A 16374-nucleotide genomic window follows, 5' to 3' on the forward strand; every position below is an offset into this window, starting at 1 on the left:
AATAGGAGGTCGAACTATTCCCATGCCCGGCCTAAATGAGAATGGTACATACGAGTACCAAAAAAACGTGATGTCACCTCTTGCGATGAGTGACCATAGGAGGCTTTTAAGGGAGGTGCTTTTTTGGCCAGACGATAGATGTAAAACCTGTGGGTATCGCGTATGGGTCTGTATATCAATTCACGGAGAGAAAAAAATTCTGGATGAGCTGGGGCCGAACTGGCCTATTCACGTTTGTAAATCGGAGATTCCGTTGCCGGATAGGGAAAGGCAGTTGAATTGCCAAGCGTCTACCGAGCTTTTCAAAAAGAAGACCAACTTAAATTGGTGGGTAGGTGGGTGGAGGCCAATTTTTGATATATCTTTGGAATATTCTGTATTGCCAGAAATGATGGAGGTTAGCTTTTATTGGAACAGAAGAAGAGAAAGTTTAAAGGTTGAGAAGAAAAATATATTGATGAATTGGACTGATCTAGAGGATGCTCGCGATAGGATTCATCAGTCTGTTGCCTTTCTAAGAATAAATAAGGCCTCGTCTGGGTTTGATGTTTCGTTGCTGGACTGTCGATTGAAAGTTTCTAATTTTATTTGTTATAAGTAATGCGTGTTATTTTTTTGGTGTAAAAAATGGGACCGCGAGGTCAAGTCTTGCCTCTTGTGCTTTGGTGGATAGGTCAGCTAGATAGCTAACTAGACCACAAAGAGTTGATCCCCTCCTCACACAAAGAAAACCCCAGCGAATGGTCGGGAGGGTATGTTTCCAATCCCGCACTTGGGAGGCTGGGCTGGAAATCGGATCGGGACGCTAGGAGCCCTTTTTGTGCATATCTCACACGAAGTTGAAAGGACTTAAACCCGCTCAATCACCGTAGCAATCTCCTAACCCAAGCCAATGCCCGTGGTCGCCAAGCCGAGTTGGACATCTTTCCACTGCATGGTGCTCAGCAGCGGACATCGATATACGGAGCGAGCATCGGAACAGTCCAGAGGGTACCCAAGGCGATGGTGCCGTCGTCTACAGATTCAGTTTTTCTTCCACACGGTTCAGCAGCTTTCGGCCTTCGGGTCCGGAGTGGATATCTGATAATGGCTATTGGCTCCTTGGATTCGATAGCTGTGTTCACTTGCAGTGATTTCATTGCATGAAATTCTAAGACTAAAGCATGAAATTGTCTTTGATGGATTGACCATCTTTTGATCTGAATGTACATATGTAGTGGTGTTGGCGTAGAAAAATACTAAATATGGTGCTTTATGGATCCGGCGATTAAACAGTACATTGGACTTCAGGCCAGGCAACTTCATGGGCAAATATGGTCACAGAGGGAGAGGTTGTTTCCTAATGGCGACTGGACGCCAACTCAGCTTTGTGACCCGCGTATTGCTTGTGAGGTCCTAGATATTAGCTACGAGGAGCTTCCCTACATTGACTCAAGGTTCGCACGAGCTGATGAAGGTAAGGTGCTTGCTGGTCTTATCGATCGCCAGGCAGGGCGAATTGTCGTTAGTGACGCTCTGCCTGATCCGGTTATGAGATTTACTGCAGCCCATGAAGTCGGACATTGGTGTCTTCACCCTGGACACATTTTACATCGGGATATGCCTGTTAGTGGGTCAGATGTGCCTTCTCTGCGATCGGAAATTGAACAGCAGGCAGATTATTTTGCGGCATGTTTCTTGATGCCGAAAAAATCTATCATTAAGGCTTTTCAGAATAGGTTCAGAGTGCAGTTGCCATTGCATTTTACTGATGTCCTAGCTTATTGGCTGTCCCCTAATGATGCAGATTCATTAATATCTGCTCCTCAGAGTTCCTTGGCAAGGGAAAAAGCTTTGGCTCAGTGCACAGGCCTTACCAGTCAACGATTTCAATCTTTAGCAGATGAATTTAAAGTTTCAGTTGGAGCAATGGCCCTCCGTATTCGTGAGTTGGGCCTTGTCAGTTGGCCATGAATGAGCGTTTGAGAACGATGGATAGGAATTAGCCCTTGCCTTTCATCCCATTCGGGACAGGTCTTGACTCTTTTGCCTTGATGACTAGGCGGCAAAGAACTGATGCCTCCGATGCAAAGAAAACCCCGGCGGATGGCCGGAGTTTTTTTGATTTTCAGTCCCATCCTTGGGAGGTGGAGCTGGAGATCGGATCGAGGCGCTAGACGCCCTTTTGGGGGAGGCGTATCCACACGAAATAAAGGACTCAAACCCTCTCAATCACAATAGCGATCCCCTTACCCAACCCAATACACATAGTCGCCAGGCCGAGCTCGCCGTCTTTCCATTCCATGACGTTGAGCAGGGTGCCTCTGTTGGTAGTCGGAGCGGGCACCGGAGCAACCCAGAAGGTGGCCGAGGGCAAAGCCTTCGTTGAGTTCAACGTAGTCGATGTTGTCCATGGTCAGGCCGGTGCGGGCCTAGCCGCGAAGGAAGCAGACTAATGATCGTTCAAAGATGTCGCGTAACGTCCTGTCTGGCGTGAAGAATTCGAATGACTTGCAATTCTTGCTGGTGAATTCGATAGAAAATGATATGACTGGAAACGGAAGCGCTGTATACATCGGAGGATAGCTCAGGTCGCGCCTTGCCGGTCTTCGGTTGCCGGAGCAGTTGCCAGAGTTTGGCTTTGAGCGAGTTCATGTACTCGTCCGATCTGGTCATGCCCCAATGGCGCGATCCGTATTGGTGGATGGAGCGCAAATCCTCGCGGGCGGCGGGCGAGATGATCAGAGAAAGCGTCATCAGGTATTGATGTCTTCAAACAGGCGGTCGAGTCCGGCCTTGCTGTCAACATGGATGCCTTGGCCCTGGTTCAATTGCAGGATGCCTTCTTGAAGCTGTTCGCGTAGTCGAGCCAGTTTGAGTTCGTTGACCCATTCCTCGTGGGTTTCCACGAACCGCAGGGCTTCCCGGACCACCTCACTGGCGTTGTTGTATAGGCCGCTGTCCACTTTGGCTTTGATACGGGCTTCGAGTTCGGGGGTTAGTGAGACGTGCATGCCCACTCTCCTGAGGGTGAGGGTATCGTTAGATACTAGTCCTGCTACATAGATTGTCAATCTATGGATTGCCTGATGTGGCGATCTATTTGAAGGGCTCCGTGCGGTTGGAAGTCTTTGACCCATGCTACATAGAGGTTGAGACGAAAAAAGCCCCAGCGGTAAACCCGCTGGGGCTTTTGGGCTCTTGGCAACGGTGTAAGAGAGGGCGATTAAACCCGCTCAATCACCGTAGCAATCCCCTGACCCAAGCCAATGCACATGGTCGCCAGGCCAAGCTGGCCGTCTTTCCATTCCATGACGTTGAGCAGGGTGCCGGTGATGCGGGCACCGGAGCAGCCCAGGGGGTGGCCCAGGGCGATGGCGCCGCCGTTGAGGTTGACCTTCTCTTCGACTTTGTCGATCAGTTTCAGGTCCTTCAGCACTGGCAGGGATTGCGCGGCGAAGGCTTCGTTGAGTTCGACGTAGTCGATGTCGTCGATGGTCAGGCCGGCGCGGGCCAGGGCTTTCTGGGTGGCCGGTACCGGGCCGTAGCCCATGATGGCGGCGTCGCAGCCGGCCACGGCCATGCTGCGGATTTTGGCGCGCGGTTTCAGGCCCATGGCCTGGGCTTGTTCGGCGCTCATCACCAGCATGGCGGAGGCGCCGTCGGACAGTGCCGAGGAGGTGCCGGCGGTGACGGTGCCGCTGACCGGGTCGAACACCGGGCGCAGTTTGGCCATGTCCTCGATGCTGGCGCCGGGGCGGATCACTTCGTCGATTTCGCACAGCACTTTGTGGCCGTCGGCGTCGTGGCCTTCGATCGGCACGATTTCGTTTTTCCAGCGGCCTTGTTCGGTGGCTTCCCAGGCTTTCTGGTGGGAGCGCACGCCGAACTCGTCCTGCTGTTCACGGGTGATGCCGTGCATGCGGCCGAGCATTTCCGCGGTCAGGCCCATCATGTTGGAGGCCTTGGCGGTGACCTTGGACAATTCCGGGTTCAGATCGATGCCGTGGTCCATGGCGACGTGGCCCATGTGCTCCACGCCGCCGATCACGAACACCTCGCCGTTGCCGGTCTGGATCGCCTGGGCCGCGGAGTGCAGCGCCTGCATGGAGGAGCCGCACAGGCGGTTCACGGTTTGCGCCGCGGTGGTGCGGGGCAGGCCGGCCAGCATGGCGATGTTGCGGGCGATGTTCATGCCCTGTTCCTTGGTCTGGTTCACACAGCCCCAGATCACGTCCTCGGTTTTGCTCAGGTCCCAGCCCGGGTTACGGGCTTGCAGCGCTTCCACCAGCAGGGCGGACAGCTTTTCCGCGCGAACGTTGCGGTACTGGCCGTTTCTGCTTTTCCCCATGGGGGTACGGACAGCGTCGACAATGACTACGTCTTTCGGATTCAAACTCATAAATAAATCTCCTCTGCCCGTGCCTTACGCGAAGAAGGACTCGCCCTTGGCGGCCTTGTCCTTGAGCATTTGCGGCGCTTCATAAAGGGCGCCCAGGTGTGCGTACTTGTCGCACAGGTCGGCGAATGCCTTGGTACCGATGCTGTCGATGTAGCGCAGCGGCCCGCCACGGAACGGCGGGAAGCCGATGCCGTAGATCATCGCCATGTCCGCTTCGGCGGCGGAGCCGACGATGTTGTCTTGCAGACAGCGGACGGTTTCGGTGCACATCGGGATCATCATGCGGGCGATGATCTCTTCGGCGTCGAATTCCTTGCGCTCGGCGGCGATCGGCTTGAGCAACTCGTAGCTGCCTTCGTCGGCCACTTTCTTCGGTTTGCCCTTCTTGTCCTGCTCGTAACGATAGAAGCCAATGCCGTTCTTCTGGCCGTAGCGCTCGTTCTCGAACATGATTTCGGTGGGGTCCTTGAAGTCGTGCTGCATGCGATCCGGGAAGCCTTCCGCCATCACTTTGGCGGCGTGCACGCCGGTGTCGATGCCGACCACGTCGAGCAGGTAGGCCGGGCCCATGGGCCAGCCGAATTTCTGCATCACTTTATCCACTTGCTGGAAGTCGGCGCCGTCGCGTACCAGCATGCCGAAGCCGGCGAAGTACGGGAACAGCACGCGGTTCACCAGGAACCCGGGGCAGTCGTTGACGACGATCGGGTTCTTGCCCATTTTCTGGGCGTAGGCGACCAGGGTGGCGATGGTTTCGTCGGAGGTTTTCTCACCACGGATCACTTCCACCAGGGGCATCATGTGCACCGGGTTGAAGAAGTGCATGCCGCCGAAGTTTTCCGGTTTTTTCAGCGCTTCCGCCAGGGTGGTGATGGAGATGGTGGAGGTGTTGGAGGCCAAAATAGTGCCGTCCGCCACTTTCTCTTCCACTTCCGCCAGCACGGATTGCTTCACCTTGGTGTTTTCCACCACGGCTTCGACGATCACGTTGACGTTTTCAAAGTCGCCGTAGTTGAGGGTCGGGCGAATGGAGGAGAGCACCTTGCCCATCTTGGCGGTGTCCATCTTGCCTCTGGAGACGCGCTTGGCGAGCAGTTTGGAGGCTTCGTTCATGCCCAGGTCCAGCGCCTTGTCGGCGATGTCCTTCATGATGATCGGGGTGCCTTTGAGGGCGGACTGGAAGGCGATGCCGCCGCCCATGATGCCGGCGCCCAGTACCGCGGCCTGCTGGATCTCCTTGGCGGTCTTGGCGACCTTGCCGTTGGCCTTCTTCACTTGCTGGTCGGCCAGGAACAGGCCCACCAGGGCGGTGGCTTGCGGGGTCTTGGCCACTTTGGCGAAGCCCTGGGCTTCCACGTCCAGTGCTTCCTCGCGCTTCATACCGGCGGCTTTCTGCATCACCTTCACGGCTTCCACCGGTGCCGGGTAGTTCTTGCCGGCCTGCTGCATGACCATGGCGGTGCAGGTCTGGAACGCCATCATGTTTTCCATCGGCGGCAGCTTCAGCGGCTCCAGCTTTTCCTGGCGCTTGGCGCGGAAGTCGATCTTGCCGGCCAGGCACTGCTTGACCAGATCGATGGCGGCGTTGTGCAGGTCGTCGTGCTTGACCACCGCGTCCACCACGCCGTCTTTCAGGGCTTTTTCCGGTCTTTGCTGGGCGCCGGTGGCGATCCACTCAACGGCGTTGTCCACGCCCACCAGACGCGGCATGCGCACGGTGCCGCCGAAGGCCGGGAAGATGCCCAGTTTGACTTCCGGCAGGCCGATCTGCGCCTGCTCGCTCATCACCCGGAAGTCGCACACCAGGCACATTTCCAGGCCGCCGCCCATGGCGAAGCCGTTGATCGCGACCACCTTGGGAATGTCCAGATCCTCGAAGGCGCTGAAGATGTTGTTGGCTTCACGGGACCATTTGGCGATCTCCGCTTCTTCCTGGGCGAACATTTCGGTGAATTCGGTGATGTCCGCGCCAACGATGAACACTTTCTTGCCGGAGGTGACGATCAGACCCTTGATCTGGTCGCTGCCCTTGATGGCGTCGATGGCTTTCTGGAAGTCTTCCAGGGTAGCCCGGTTGAACTTGTTGACGGACTCGCCCTGAAGGTCGAACTTCAGCTCGGCGATGCCGTCGTCAAGCAGTTGTACGCTTACGGCGTTGCCTTGATAGATCATAAGATTGCTCTCCAGTCCCAAAGTCCGCGGCGTGTCGCCGCATTTGGTGAGCCTGCTTCCGCCTCCGTGGAGGCCCGTGTGCCAGCACGTGAGTAAACACTCACATGAATGGCGAAACCATGAATCCGGATGCCGTACCCGATGGTGCGTGGCAGGCGAGTTCCAAAGTGCGCCCGATGTTCTCGGGCCGCGCCGCGCCAGGCCGGGGCCTGGTCCAGCGACACGGGGGCGTCGGGCGCGCTTTGGGGCCGCCTGATGCGTGCCAAGCATGGGCATCTCTGTGCCACTTGTTAACACCTCCAGCGACGTAATGTCCTGAAGCCCCCGGATTAAATCGTCATTCCGCGTGCTGGTGCGGTATCCGGATTGGGCGCCAAGTATAGGAAAGCGGGCGCGGTTTATTTAGCCCCTTTTGTGACTTTATGGTCGGAGAAGGGACTTTCATGGTTGCCGCCCGCGCCCTGGCCCTTTAAATGCATTGACCCAGTATACCCGTCGACCCTGTATACTCAGCCCCCGCTTCAAATTGATGAAAGGGTGTCCGCCGTGGTCCGTGCTTTCCCTACCATTCGCCGCCGTCATGTGGAAATCCCCGCCGGTCTGGCCGAGGTGCCGCCGTTGCTGGCACGCATCCTGGCGGCGCGGGGCATGAGCGGCGCCGAGGAGCTGGACCTGAGCCTGAACCGCCTGCCGCACCCGCGTCAATTCGGTGGCCTGGAGCAGGCGGTGGCGCTGCTGCTGCAAGCGCGGCGCGAGCATTGGCGGGTGTGCGTGGTGGGCGATTACGACGCCGACGGCGCCACCGCCACCGCCGTGATGGTAAAGGGCCTGCAACAGCTCGGCTTCGTCCGTCCCGACTATTTGGTGCCGGACCGCTTCGAATACGGTTACGGCCTGTCGCCGGCCATTGTCGACCTGGCCCGGGAGCGTTACCAGCCGGATTTGTTGATCACCGTGGACAACGGCATCGCCAGTATCGATGGCGTGGCGGCGGCCCGGGCCGCCGGCCTGCGGGTGCTGATCACCGACCACCATTTGCCCGGCGACACGCTCCCCGAGGCCGACGCCATTCTCAACCCCCGTCTGTGCGAGGAGGGCTTTCCCGCCGCCAACCTGGCCGGCGTTGGCGTGGCCTTCTATGTGTTGATGGCGTTGCAGAGCGCGCTGGAACTGCGCGGCCGGGTGGTGGACCTGCTCGATCTGGTGGCGCTGGGCACGGTGGCGGACGTGGTGGTGCTGGACGGCGCCAACCGCATTCTGGTGGAACAAGGGCTGCGGCGGCTGCGCGCCGGCCAGGGTTCACCGGGCGTGCGGGCGCTGCTGCGGGTGGCCGGCCGTGATTCGTCCCGTGTGGTGGCCGCTGATCTGGGTTTCGCCGCCGGCCCGCGTCTGAATGCCGCCGGGCGCCTGTCGGACATGAGCCACGGCATCGAGTGTCTGCTGGCGGAGAGCGATGCCGAAGCCGAGCGCCACGCCCAGGAATTGGACACCATCAACCGCGAGCGGCGCGGCATCGAGCAGGGCATGCGCGAGGCCGCCATGGCCGAGGTGGCGCGGCTCACCGGACCGCCGCCGGCGGCGCTGTGCCTGCATGGTGACGACTGGCACGAAGGGGTGGTGGGCATTCTCGCCTCGCGGGTCAAGGAGGCGCTGAACCGGCCGGTGATCGCCTTCGCCCCGGCCCGGCAACAGGGCCTGCTGAAGGGCTCTGGCCGTTCCATTCCCGGCCTGCATCTGCGCGATGTGCTGGACGCGGTGGCCACCGGCCATCCCGGTCTGCTGCAGAAGTTCGGCGGCCACGCCATGGCCGCCGGGCTGACCCTGGAGCGCCGTCATCTGGCCGAGTTCACCGAGGCGTTCCAGGCGGCGGTGACGGCCCAGGCCGACGAGGATGTGTTTCTGGACGTTATCGACACCGATGGCGAGCTGGGCGAGGTGGATATCACTCTGGCCAACGCTGAACTGCTCAGCCACCGTTTCCCCTGGGGCCAGGGGTTCCCGCCGCCGCGTTTCGACGGGGTGTTCGAGGTGCTTAACCACCGGGTGGTGGGGGAGCGCCACCTCAAGCTGACCCTGGGGTTGCCGGACGTGGGCGCGGCGGTGGACGGTATTTTCTTCAACGCGCCGGTGGCGGACCTGCCCACCCGGATTCAGCGGGTGGAGGGCATCTACCGGCTGGAAGTGAATGAATTCCGCGGCCAGCGCAATCCGCAGTTGCTGTTTGAGCATTTGCAGGTGGTGTGAAAAGGCGCTTGCACGCAGCACGCTCGCACGCGAATGAGGAGGCGGCCATTGGCCGCGCCTTCAATGAAGGACAAGGCGTTGACTGAGAGAAAGAGGCCACAACGCTTTTCGCTGCGTGTTGCGTGTTGCGTGTTGCGTTTCAGGTGTCTCCCCCCGGGGACTTTGCTAGCATTGCTCTTCGCGCCTGACCGCGCCTTAACGATTGCGCGCCCCGCCGCCTTCGCGGCTTGGCGCTAACGCCGGCCCAAAAGGCCGGATTGACCATCCCCCGGCGGCTATCGCCATCCCGGGGAGCAGCGACCCTTAACGGAGGGGAGACATGAAAACAATTCACAAGCATCGCCTGGACATCTCGAGCCAGGTGCAGGAGCTGCGTTTGCCCGAGGACGGCACCGTTCTGCGGGTGGACTACGTGGCCCAGGAAGCCTTGATTTATATGTGGGTGGAAGTGGACGCCGACACCGTCATCGACACGCCGAAGGAAACCCGGCGCTTCAAGGTGTTCGCCACCGGCAGCGGTATTCCCGACAACGCCCGCTACATCGGCACCACCCTGGATACCCTCAAACCGGAGGCGTATCACGTTTTTGAGTTGAAGGATTAGACGACGCTTACACGCAACACGCAACACGCAACACGCAACACGCAACACGCAACACGCAACACGCTGGCACGCTGGCACGCAAAGACAGGAGCCCGGCTGATGGTAGGCATCATGGTGATTCACTTTCCCGGGTAATCCGGCCTTTCCAACAGGCCCCGGGGCCGGCAAGTATGGCGTGCCGGCGTGTTGCGTGTAAGCGTGCCCCTCGTCAGTCGCCCCACAAACCGCTAAAATCCCCGCCTTTCCCCATTCATTTGAGACGATTCGAGTAGACGCCTTATGGAAGTCAATCCGCTGCGTACGCACCTTTCCGACCTGTCCGAGCGCGTGGAAGCGCTTAGGGGGTATCTTTGACTACGCTGTAAAAAGCGAACGACTGGTCGAAGTAGAAAGGGAACTGGCCACCCCGGACGTGTGGAATGAGCCGGAGCGGGCCCAGGCCCTGGGCAAGGAGCGGGCGCAACTGGAGTTGGTGGTGAAGACCCTCGATGAGGCCACTCAGGGCATCGCCGACACCGGTGACCTGCTGGAACTGGCGGTGGAAGAGGGTGACGAGGCCACCGTCCAGGAAGTGGAAGCGGACCTGGAGCGGCTTGAACGGCAGGTGGCCGATCTGGAATTCCGCCGTATGTTCTCCGGCGAGATGGACACCAGCAACGCCTATCTGGACATCCAGGCCGGGTCCGGCGGCACCGAGGCCCAGGACTGGGCGGAAATGCTGCTGCGCATGTACCTGCGCTGGGGCGAGGCCCACGGTTTCAAGACCTCCCTGGAAGAAGCCTCCGCCGGCGACGTGGCCGGCATCAAATCCGCCACGGTGCGTTTCGAGGGGCCCTATGCCTACGGCTGGCTGCGTACCGAAACCGGCGTGCACCGGCTGGTGCGCAAGAGCCCGTTCGATTCCGGTGGCCGCCGTCACACCTCGTTCAGCTCGGTGTTCGTGGCGCCGGAAGTGGACGACAACATCGACATCGAAATCGATCCCGGCAAGTTGCGCACCGACACCTACCGTGCCTCCGGCGCCGGTGGTCAGCACGTTAACCGGACCGACTCGGCGGTACGTCTGACCTATGTGTTCACCGATCCGGACACCGGCGAGGAGCACACCGTGGTGACCCAGTGCCAGTCCGAACGCAGCCAGCACCAGAACCGCGACAAGGCCACCAAGATGATGATGGCCAAACTCTACGAACTGGAAATGCAGAAACGCAATTCGGCCAAGCAGGCGCAGGAAAACGCCAAGTCGGATATCGGCTGGGGCAGCCAGATTCGCTCCTATGTGCTGGACGACGCCCGCATCAAGGATTTGCGCACCGGGGTCGAGAACCGCAACACCCAGGCGGTGCTGGACGGCGACCTGGACCGCTTTATCGAAGCGTCCCTGAAAAGCGGGTTGTAACAACGCTTGAAGCCGGACGCCAGACGCCGGATGCTGAGCCACAATAGCGTCCGGCGTCTGACGTCCAGCGTCGGGCGCTTTATCGGAACTGAAATGCTATGAGTAATGACGATATTTCCCAGAATGCCGCGGCCTCCCAGGCCGATGAAAACCGCCTGATCGCCGAGCGCCGCGCCAAACTGGCGGCCTGGCGGGAAGAGGGCGCCGCCTTTCCCAATGATTTCCGCCGCGACGCGCTGGCCGCCGATCTGCAGGCGCAATACGGTGAGCTGAGCAAGGAAGAGCTGGAAGGGCAGGACATCCAGGTGGCGGTGGCCGGCCGCCTGATGCTGGACCGCAAGGCGTTCAAGGTGCTCCAGGACATGTCCGGGCGGATCCAGATCTACGCCAGCAAGGACGTGCAGAAGGACACCAAGCACTGGGACTTGGGCGACATCGTCGGCGTGCGCGGCAAGCTGTGCAAATCCGGCAAGGGCGACCTGTACGTGATGATGGACGACTACCGTCTGCTCACCAAGGCGCTGCGGCCGTTGCCGGAAAAACACAAAGGCCTCACCGACACCGAGGCCCGTTACCGTCAGCGTTACGTGGACCTGATCGTCAACGAGGACAGCCGCCGCGCCTTCCAGATCCGCTCGCAAGTGGTCGCCGGTATCCGCAACTATCTGGTGGCGCACGGTTTCATCGAAGCGGAAACGCCGATGCTGCAGGTGATCCCCGGCGGCGCCACGGCGCGGCCGTTCATCACCCACCACAACAGCCTGGACCTGGACATGTACCTGCGCATCGCGCCGGAACTGTACCTCAAGCGGCTGGTGGTGGGCGGCTTGGAGAAGGTGTTCGAGATCAACCGCAACTTTCGCAACGAAGGCCTTTCCACCCGGCACAATCCGGAATTCACCATGCTGGAGTTCTACCAGGCCTACGCCGGCTACCAGGACCTCATGGACCTCACCGAGGACATGCTGCGCAGCCTGGCGCGGGACGTGCTGGGTACCACCGAGATCCCGTACCAGGGCGAGGTCTATGATTTCGGCAAGCCGTTCGCGCGGCTGTCGGTGTTCGACTCGATCCTCCAGTTCAATCCGGATATGGACGCCGCCGAGCTGGCCGACGAGCAGGGCGCCCGCCGCATCGCCGAAGGGTTGGGCATTCCGCTCAAGCCGATCTGGGGCCTGGGCAAGGTGCAGATCGAGATCTTCGAGAAAACCGTGGAGCACCGGTTGAAGGACCCCACCTTCATCACCGATTACCCCACCGAGGTATCGCCGCTGGCCCGGCGCCGGGATGACAACCCGTTCGTCACCGAGCGTTTCGAGTTCTTCGTCGGCGGCCGCGAGATCGCCAATGGCTTCTCCGAGCTCAACGACGCCGAGGACCAGGCTGAGCGCTTCAAGCAGCAGGTGGCGGAAAAGGAAGCCGGCGACGACGAGGCCATGTTCTTCGACGAGGACTACATCAACGCCCTGGAACACGGCCTGCCGCCCACCGCCGGTGAGGGCATCGGCATCGACCGGCTGGTGATGTTGTTCACCGATTCGCCGTCGATTCGGGATGTGATCCTGTTCCCGCACATGCGGCCCCAGGGGCGTTGACAATTGGCGGGACGGACGAGTCTGGTCACGAAGCGTTGCAAAGTGAGGCCTTACTAAGCTTACACCGGCTGGTAAGCTGGAGAGGCCATCATTAGCAGAACAACGAGTCGTCCCATGACCACGACCATTCAATACCAAGGCCGCAAGGCCCGCCGCGCCGGCAGTGAGCAACGCCGGCGCGCCATTCTCGAGGCTGCCCTGACCATCATCGTTCGCGACGGTATCCGCGCCGTGAGGCACCGGGCCGTGGCGCGCGAGGCCGATGTGCCGCTGTCCGCCACGACCTACTATTTCAAGGATATCGGTGACCTGATCGCGGATACCTTCACCTTGTTCGCGGAACGGGCCCTCAGCGACGTGATCGGGCCGTTCCGGGACCAGGCGTTCGCGCTGATCCGTCAGCTCGACGGGGCGCCGGTAACCAACGCGGCGCAAAGGAGCCAGTTGATTGACCAATTGGCGGACCTGACCACGCGCTTTATCCTTGATGAGCTGCAGAACCGGCGCGAGCACCTGATCGCCGAGCAGGCGTTCCTGCAGGAAGCCATCCTCGATCAGCGGCTGCGGAAGCTGGCGGATCTTTATTTGCAGCAGCAAACCGATATTCTGGTGGAGGCTTGCCGGGCCTTTGGCTCGGACCAGCCGCAATTGGACGCGGAACTGATCCACGGCCAGATCATGGTCATCGAGGTGCGGCTGCTGGCGCACCCCGAATGGGTGGATGAGTCGTCCCTGCGTAACCGGACACGACATTTACTGGACAGGTTGGTACCCCATGTCTGACGCCAAGGCCGCCCTGGAACCGGGGTGGATGAACGTTCTCGGAGCGGAGTTCGACAAGGATTACATGGCGCGCCTGAAGGCGTTCCTGCGTGAGGAAAAGCAAAAAGGCGAGACCGTGTTTCCGCCGGGCCCGGACATCTTCCGGGCCTTCAACGACACCCCCTTCGAGGACGTCAAGGTGGTGATCCTCGGCCAGGACCCGTACCACGGGCCGGGCCAGGCCCACGGCCTGTGTTTCTCGGTGCAGCCGGGCGTGCGGGTGCCGCCGTCGCTGGTCAATATTTTCAAGGAAATCGAACGGGATCTGGGGATTCCCGCCCCGGATCACGGCAATCTCGAGCCCTGGGCCCGGCAAGGCGTGCTATTGCTCAACGCGGTGCTCACCGTGCGCGCCGGCCAGGCCGCCTCCCATCAAAAGCAGGGCTGGGAAGAATTCACCGATCAGGCCATCGACCACATCAACCGCGAGCGTGAGGGCGTGGTGTTCATGCTGTGGGGCAGTTACGCGCAAAAGAAAGGACGCCTGATCGACCGTCAGCGCCACTGTGTGCTGACCGCGCCGCACCCGTCGCCGCTGTCGGCGCACCGCGGTTTTCTCGGTTGCGGGCATTTTTCCCGCGCCAACCAGTATTTGATTCAACAGGGCAAGACGCCGGTGGACTGGGCCCTTTAACGGCTTTTTGCAACACACGGGTGCTTTCCGTGGTTTGATACTTGCTATGGCGATTGTTTCTCCAATCGATTCTTTTTCGATCGGGATTTCTATCGGAAAAAGGAGCCCGTGCCGGCATGACCGACACCGTTCTGTTTCAGGAATTGCCCACCGCCTCCGGCCATGTGATCGGCCGCGCCACCCTTAACGCTCCCGCCGCCCTCAATGCGCTCAGCCTGGACATGATCGAATCGTTGAGCCGGCGGCTGGACGACTGGCAGCGCCGTGATGACGTGGTCGCGGTCTGGCTGGACGGTGCCGGTGACAAGGCGTTTTGCGCCGGTGGTGATGTGGTGGCCCTGCACCGGGCCATGGTGCGCCACGCGGGCAAGAACCGTAATCCGGAAGTGGAGGCTTACTTCGCCGCCGAATACCGGCTCGACCACCGTCTGCACCGCTCACCGGTGCCGGTGATCTGCTGGGCCGATGGCCTGGTGTTGGGTGGCGGCATGGGCCTGATGCAGGGCAGCACCTTCCGGCTGGTGACGGCAAACAGCCGGCTCGGTATGCCGGAAATCAGCATCGGTCTGTACCCGGACGTGGGCGCCAGTTGGTTCCTCAATCGTCTGCCGGGGCGTACCGGTTTGTTCCTGGGACTCACTGGCGTGCATTTCGATGCCCGCGACGCCTTGAATCTGGGGCTGGCGGACCGCTGCCTGGATCAGGACGCGGAACATCTGCTGGACGATCTCGGTGGCCAGAGCTTCACCGGTGAGCGCACCGCCGACCACGCTCTGCTGTTTCGTTTCTTTCGTGACGCTGCCCATTATCCATTGCATCTGGACGGCGCGGTCAGCGCGCGGCGGAATCTCATCGACACCTGGTGCGACGGCGCGGATCTGCCGGAAGTGGTGGACACCCTGCTGGCGGCGAAAGAATGCGACAGCTGGCTCGACAAGGCTCGCGCCAACCTCACCAACGGCTGCCCGCAAACCGCTTTCCTGGTGTGGGAGCAACTGCGCCGGGGGCGTTATCTGTCGCTTGAAGACGTGTTCCGCATGGAATGGACGCTGTCGGTGCAATGCGCGCTGCACGCGGATTTCCGTGAAGGCGTACGGGCGCTGCTGATCGACAAGGACGGCAAGCCCCGTTTCCGCCACCGCGGTGTTCATGATGTGCCGGCGGGGTACATCGATGCCTTCTTCGAAAACCCGGCGCCGCGGCATCCGCTGGCGGATTTGGGGTCCTAGCGGCGAAAATCGCTGGCAAGCCAGCTTCCCGCGGCGGCGTCGCAGCCCCGTCCGTGGGAAGCTGGCTTGCCAGCGAATCGGCGTTCAAGCGTGTCCGCACTTTCCCATAAATACCAGTGATAATGAGTATGCCCGCGTTGTGCTGGTGCCCCGCGCCGCGCGGCGTTAGGGTTAGGTTCCTTCTTCGTTCCAAGCAGGGAGCCAGGCATGTCTTTCCAGCATTACAACTTGATTCAAGCGCCCATGGCCGGTGGTATCAGTGGTGCCCGTTTCGTCGCCGAGGCGAGCCGTGCCGGAGCGCTCGGTTCGGTGGGCGCCGGTTATTTGAGCGGCGCCGTGATTCTGGAGTCGGCGCGTGGCGTGCGTGATGCCGGTGGCGATGCGTTCGCCATCAATCTGTTTATTCCACCCTCACAAACGCCGGACGCCGAACAAGTGGTGCAAGCAAAGGCGGCACTGCGCGCTTGCTATGCCGCCGCCGATGTACCGATGCCGGAACAGTTCGCGCCGCTGCCGTCCTTCGATGAGCAGTTCGAAGCGGTGCTGGAAACGCGCCCGGCGGTGTTCTCCTACACCTTCGGCCGTCTGCCCAAGGACCGCATGGACGCCTGCCGCGCGCGCGGTATCGCCCTGGTGGGTACCGCCACCAGTGTGGCGGAGGCGCAAGCGCTGGCCGAGGACGGCGTTGACGCGGTGGTGCTGCAGGGCGAGGAAGCCGGTGGTCATCGCGGCAGCGTCGATCCGCTGGCGCCGGGCATGCCGCTGGATGATCTGCTGGCGGCCTGCCGGCAAGCGGTGTCGCTGCCGTTGATCGCCGCTGGCGGCCTGATGGACGGCGCCGACATGGCGCGGGTAATGCGCGCCGGTGCCGCCGCCGCGCAATTGGGCACGGCGTTTCTGCGCTGCCCGGAAGCGGACACCGCGTCAGTCTGGAAACAACGGCTGGCCGAAGCGGGCCCCGACGCCACCGGCGTCACCCGCGCGGTCTCCGGCCGCTGGGCACGGGGCCTGGCCAACGCCTGGATGGACGAACGCGCCCCCCGGGACATCGCTCCCTACCCGGAACAGCACCGCCTGACCTCGCCCTTGCGCAAAGGCGCTGGCGCCGACTGGAAAAGCCTCTGGGCCGGCACCGGCGCGCACCGTTCCCGGGAGATGCCGGTGGCGGAGCTGGTACGGACGCTGGAAGAAGAATGGAGAAGCAGTTGACAGTTGATAGTGGACAGTTGACAGCGAAAAAACAGAAAAAGCCCGATCTTTAGCCGCTGTGGGAAGCTTGCTTGCAAGCGAATGG

Annotated in this window: 14 protein-coding genes and 1 pseudogene; 10 read left to right on the forward strand and 5 right to left on the reverse strand. The window is 60.8% G+C overall.

Annotated features, from left to right (window positions below):
- Nucleotides 1-22: 22 nt before the first annotated feature.
- Nucleotides 23-601 carry a hypothetical protein gene (locus E0L37_RS21660; protein ID WP_133490611.1) on the forward strand — a complete coding sequence of 193 codons (579 nt, stop codon included), beginning with the start codon at nt 23-25 and terminating at the stop codon, nt 599-601.
- A 653-nt stretch (nt 602-1254) separates the two neighbouring features.
- On the forward strand, nt 1255-1953 hold the full coding sequence (locus E0L37_RS04635; RefSeq protein WP_133490612.1) for an ImmA/IrrE family metallo-endopeptidase: 699 nt from the start codon (nt 1255-1257) through the stop codon (nt 1951-1953).
- A 244-nt stretch (nt 1954-2197) separates the two neighbouring features.
- Here E0L37_RS04635 and fadA (E0L37_RS04640) read toward each other — a convergent pair.
- The 5 genes and pseudogenes from fadA (E0L37_RS04640) to fadB all read right to left on the reverse strand — a co-directional run.
- Nucleotides 2198-2408, reverse strand: a pseudogene (fadA, locus tag E0L37_RS04640) (acetyl-CoA C-acyltransferase); the annotation flags it as partial.
- Between the two features lie 34 nt (nt 2409-2442).
- Nucleotides 2443-2736 (reverse strand): type II toxin-antitoxin system RelE/ParE family toxin, encoded by a 294-nt coding sequence (locus E0L37_RS04645; RefSeq protein WP_133490613.1) that lies wholly within the window; start codon nt 2734-2736, stop codon nt 2443-2445.
- Nucleotides 2736-2993, reverse strand: coding sequence for a type II toxin-antitoxin system ParD family antitoxin (locus E0L37_RS04650; RefSeq protein WP_133490614.1), 258 nt, complete (start codon nt 2991-2993; stop codon nt 2736-2738). The genes E0L37_RS04645 and E0L37_RS04650 overlap by 1 nt, the downstream gene beginning before the upstream one ends.
- A 212-nt stretch (nt 2994-3205) precedes the next feature.
- Nucleotides 3206-4381 (reverse strand): acetyl-CoA C-acyltransferase FadA, encoded by a 1176-nt coding sequence (fadA, locus tag E0L37_RS04655; RefSeq protein ID WP_133490615.1) that lies wholly within the window; start codon nt 4379-4381, stop codon nt 3206-3208.
- Nucleotides 4382-4405: 24 nt separating this feature from the next.
- Complete coding sequence (gene fadB, locus E0L37_RS04660; RefSeq protein ID WP_133490616.1) at nt 4406-6553, reverse strand: fatty acid oxidation complex subunit alpha FadB; 2148 nt, start codon at nt 6551-6553, stop codon at nt 4406-4408.
- A gap of 546 nt (nt 6554-7099) precedes the next feature.
- On the opposite strand from fadB, the gene recJ reads away from it, so the two are divergent.
- The 8 genes from recJ (at nt 7100) to E0L37_RS04700 (ending at nt 16289) form a co-directional block, all read left to right on the forward strand.
- Nucleotides 7100-8797, forward strand: a complete 1698-nt coding sequence (gene recJ / locus E0L37_RS04665; RefSeq protein WP_133490679.1) for a single-stranded-DNA-specific exonuclease RecJ — start codon at nt 7100-7102, stop codon at nt 8795-8797.
- A gap of 319 nt (nt 8798-9116) precedes the next feature.
- Nucleotides 9117-9401: a hypothetical protein gene (locus E0L37_RS04670; protein WP_014993874.1), complete on the forward strand. Its 285-nt coding sequence runs from the start codon at nt 9117-9119 to the stop codon at nt 9399-9401.
- Nucleotides 9402-9680: 279 nt separating this feature from the next.
- Nucleotides 9681-10800, forward strand: a protein-coding gene (gene prfB, locus E0L37_RS04675) for a peptide chain release factor 2 (protein ID WP_133490617.1) whose coding sequence is annotated in 2 segments (ribosomal slippage) — nt 9681-9752 and nt 9754-10800 — 1119 coding nt in all. Because the reading frame shifts where the segments join, the coding sequence is not laid out codon by codon here.
- Between the two features lie 98 nt (nt 10801-10898).
- Nucleotides 10899-12395 (forward strand): lysine--tRNA ligase, encoded by a 1497-nt coding sequence (gene lysS / locus E0L37_RS04680; protein ID WP_133490618.1) that lies wholly within the window; start codon nt 10899-10901, stop codon nt 12393-12395.
- A 114-nt stretch (nt 12396-12509) separates the two neighbouring features.
- Nucleotides 12510-13178, forward strand: coding sequence for a TetR/AcrR family transcriptional regulator (locus E0L37_RS04685; protein WP_133490619.1), 669 nt, complete (start codon nt 12510-12512; stop codon nt 13176-13178).
- Complete coding sequence (gene ung / locus E0L37_RS04690; protein ID WP_133490620.1) at nt 13171-13851, forward strand: uracil-DNA glycosylase; 681 nt, start codon at nt 13171-13173, stop codon at nt 13849-13851. The genes E0L37_RS04685 and ung overlap by 8 nt, the downstream gene beginning before the upstream one ends.
- A gap of 116 nt (nt 13852-13967) precedes the next feature.
- Nucleotides 13968-15080 (forward strand): enoyl-CoA hydratase/isomerase family protein, encoded by a 1113-nt coding sequence (locus E0L37_RS04695; RefSeq protein WP_133490621.1) that lies wholly within the window; start codon nt 13968-13970, stop codon nt 15078-15080.
- A gap of 207 nt (nt 15081-15287) precedes the next feature.
- Nucleotides 15288-16289 (forward strand): nitronate monooxygenase family protein, encoded by a 1002-nt coding sequence (locus E0L37_RS04700; RefSeq protein WP_133490622.1) that lies wholly within the window; start codon nt 15288-15290, stop codon nt 16287-16289.
- Nucleotides 16290-16374 lie beyond the last annotated feature (85 nt).

It is taken from the genome of Alcanivorax sp. 24, from assembly GCF_004360225.1.
GTDB lineage: Bacteria > Pseudomonadota > Gammaproteobacteria > Pseudomonadales > Alcanivoracaceae > Alloalcanivorax > Alloalcanivorax xiamenensis.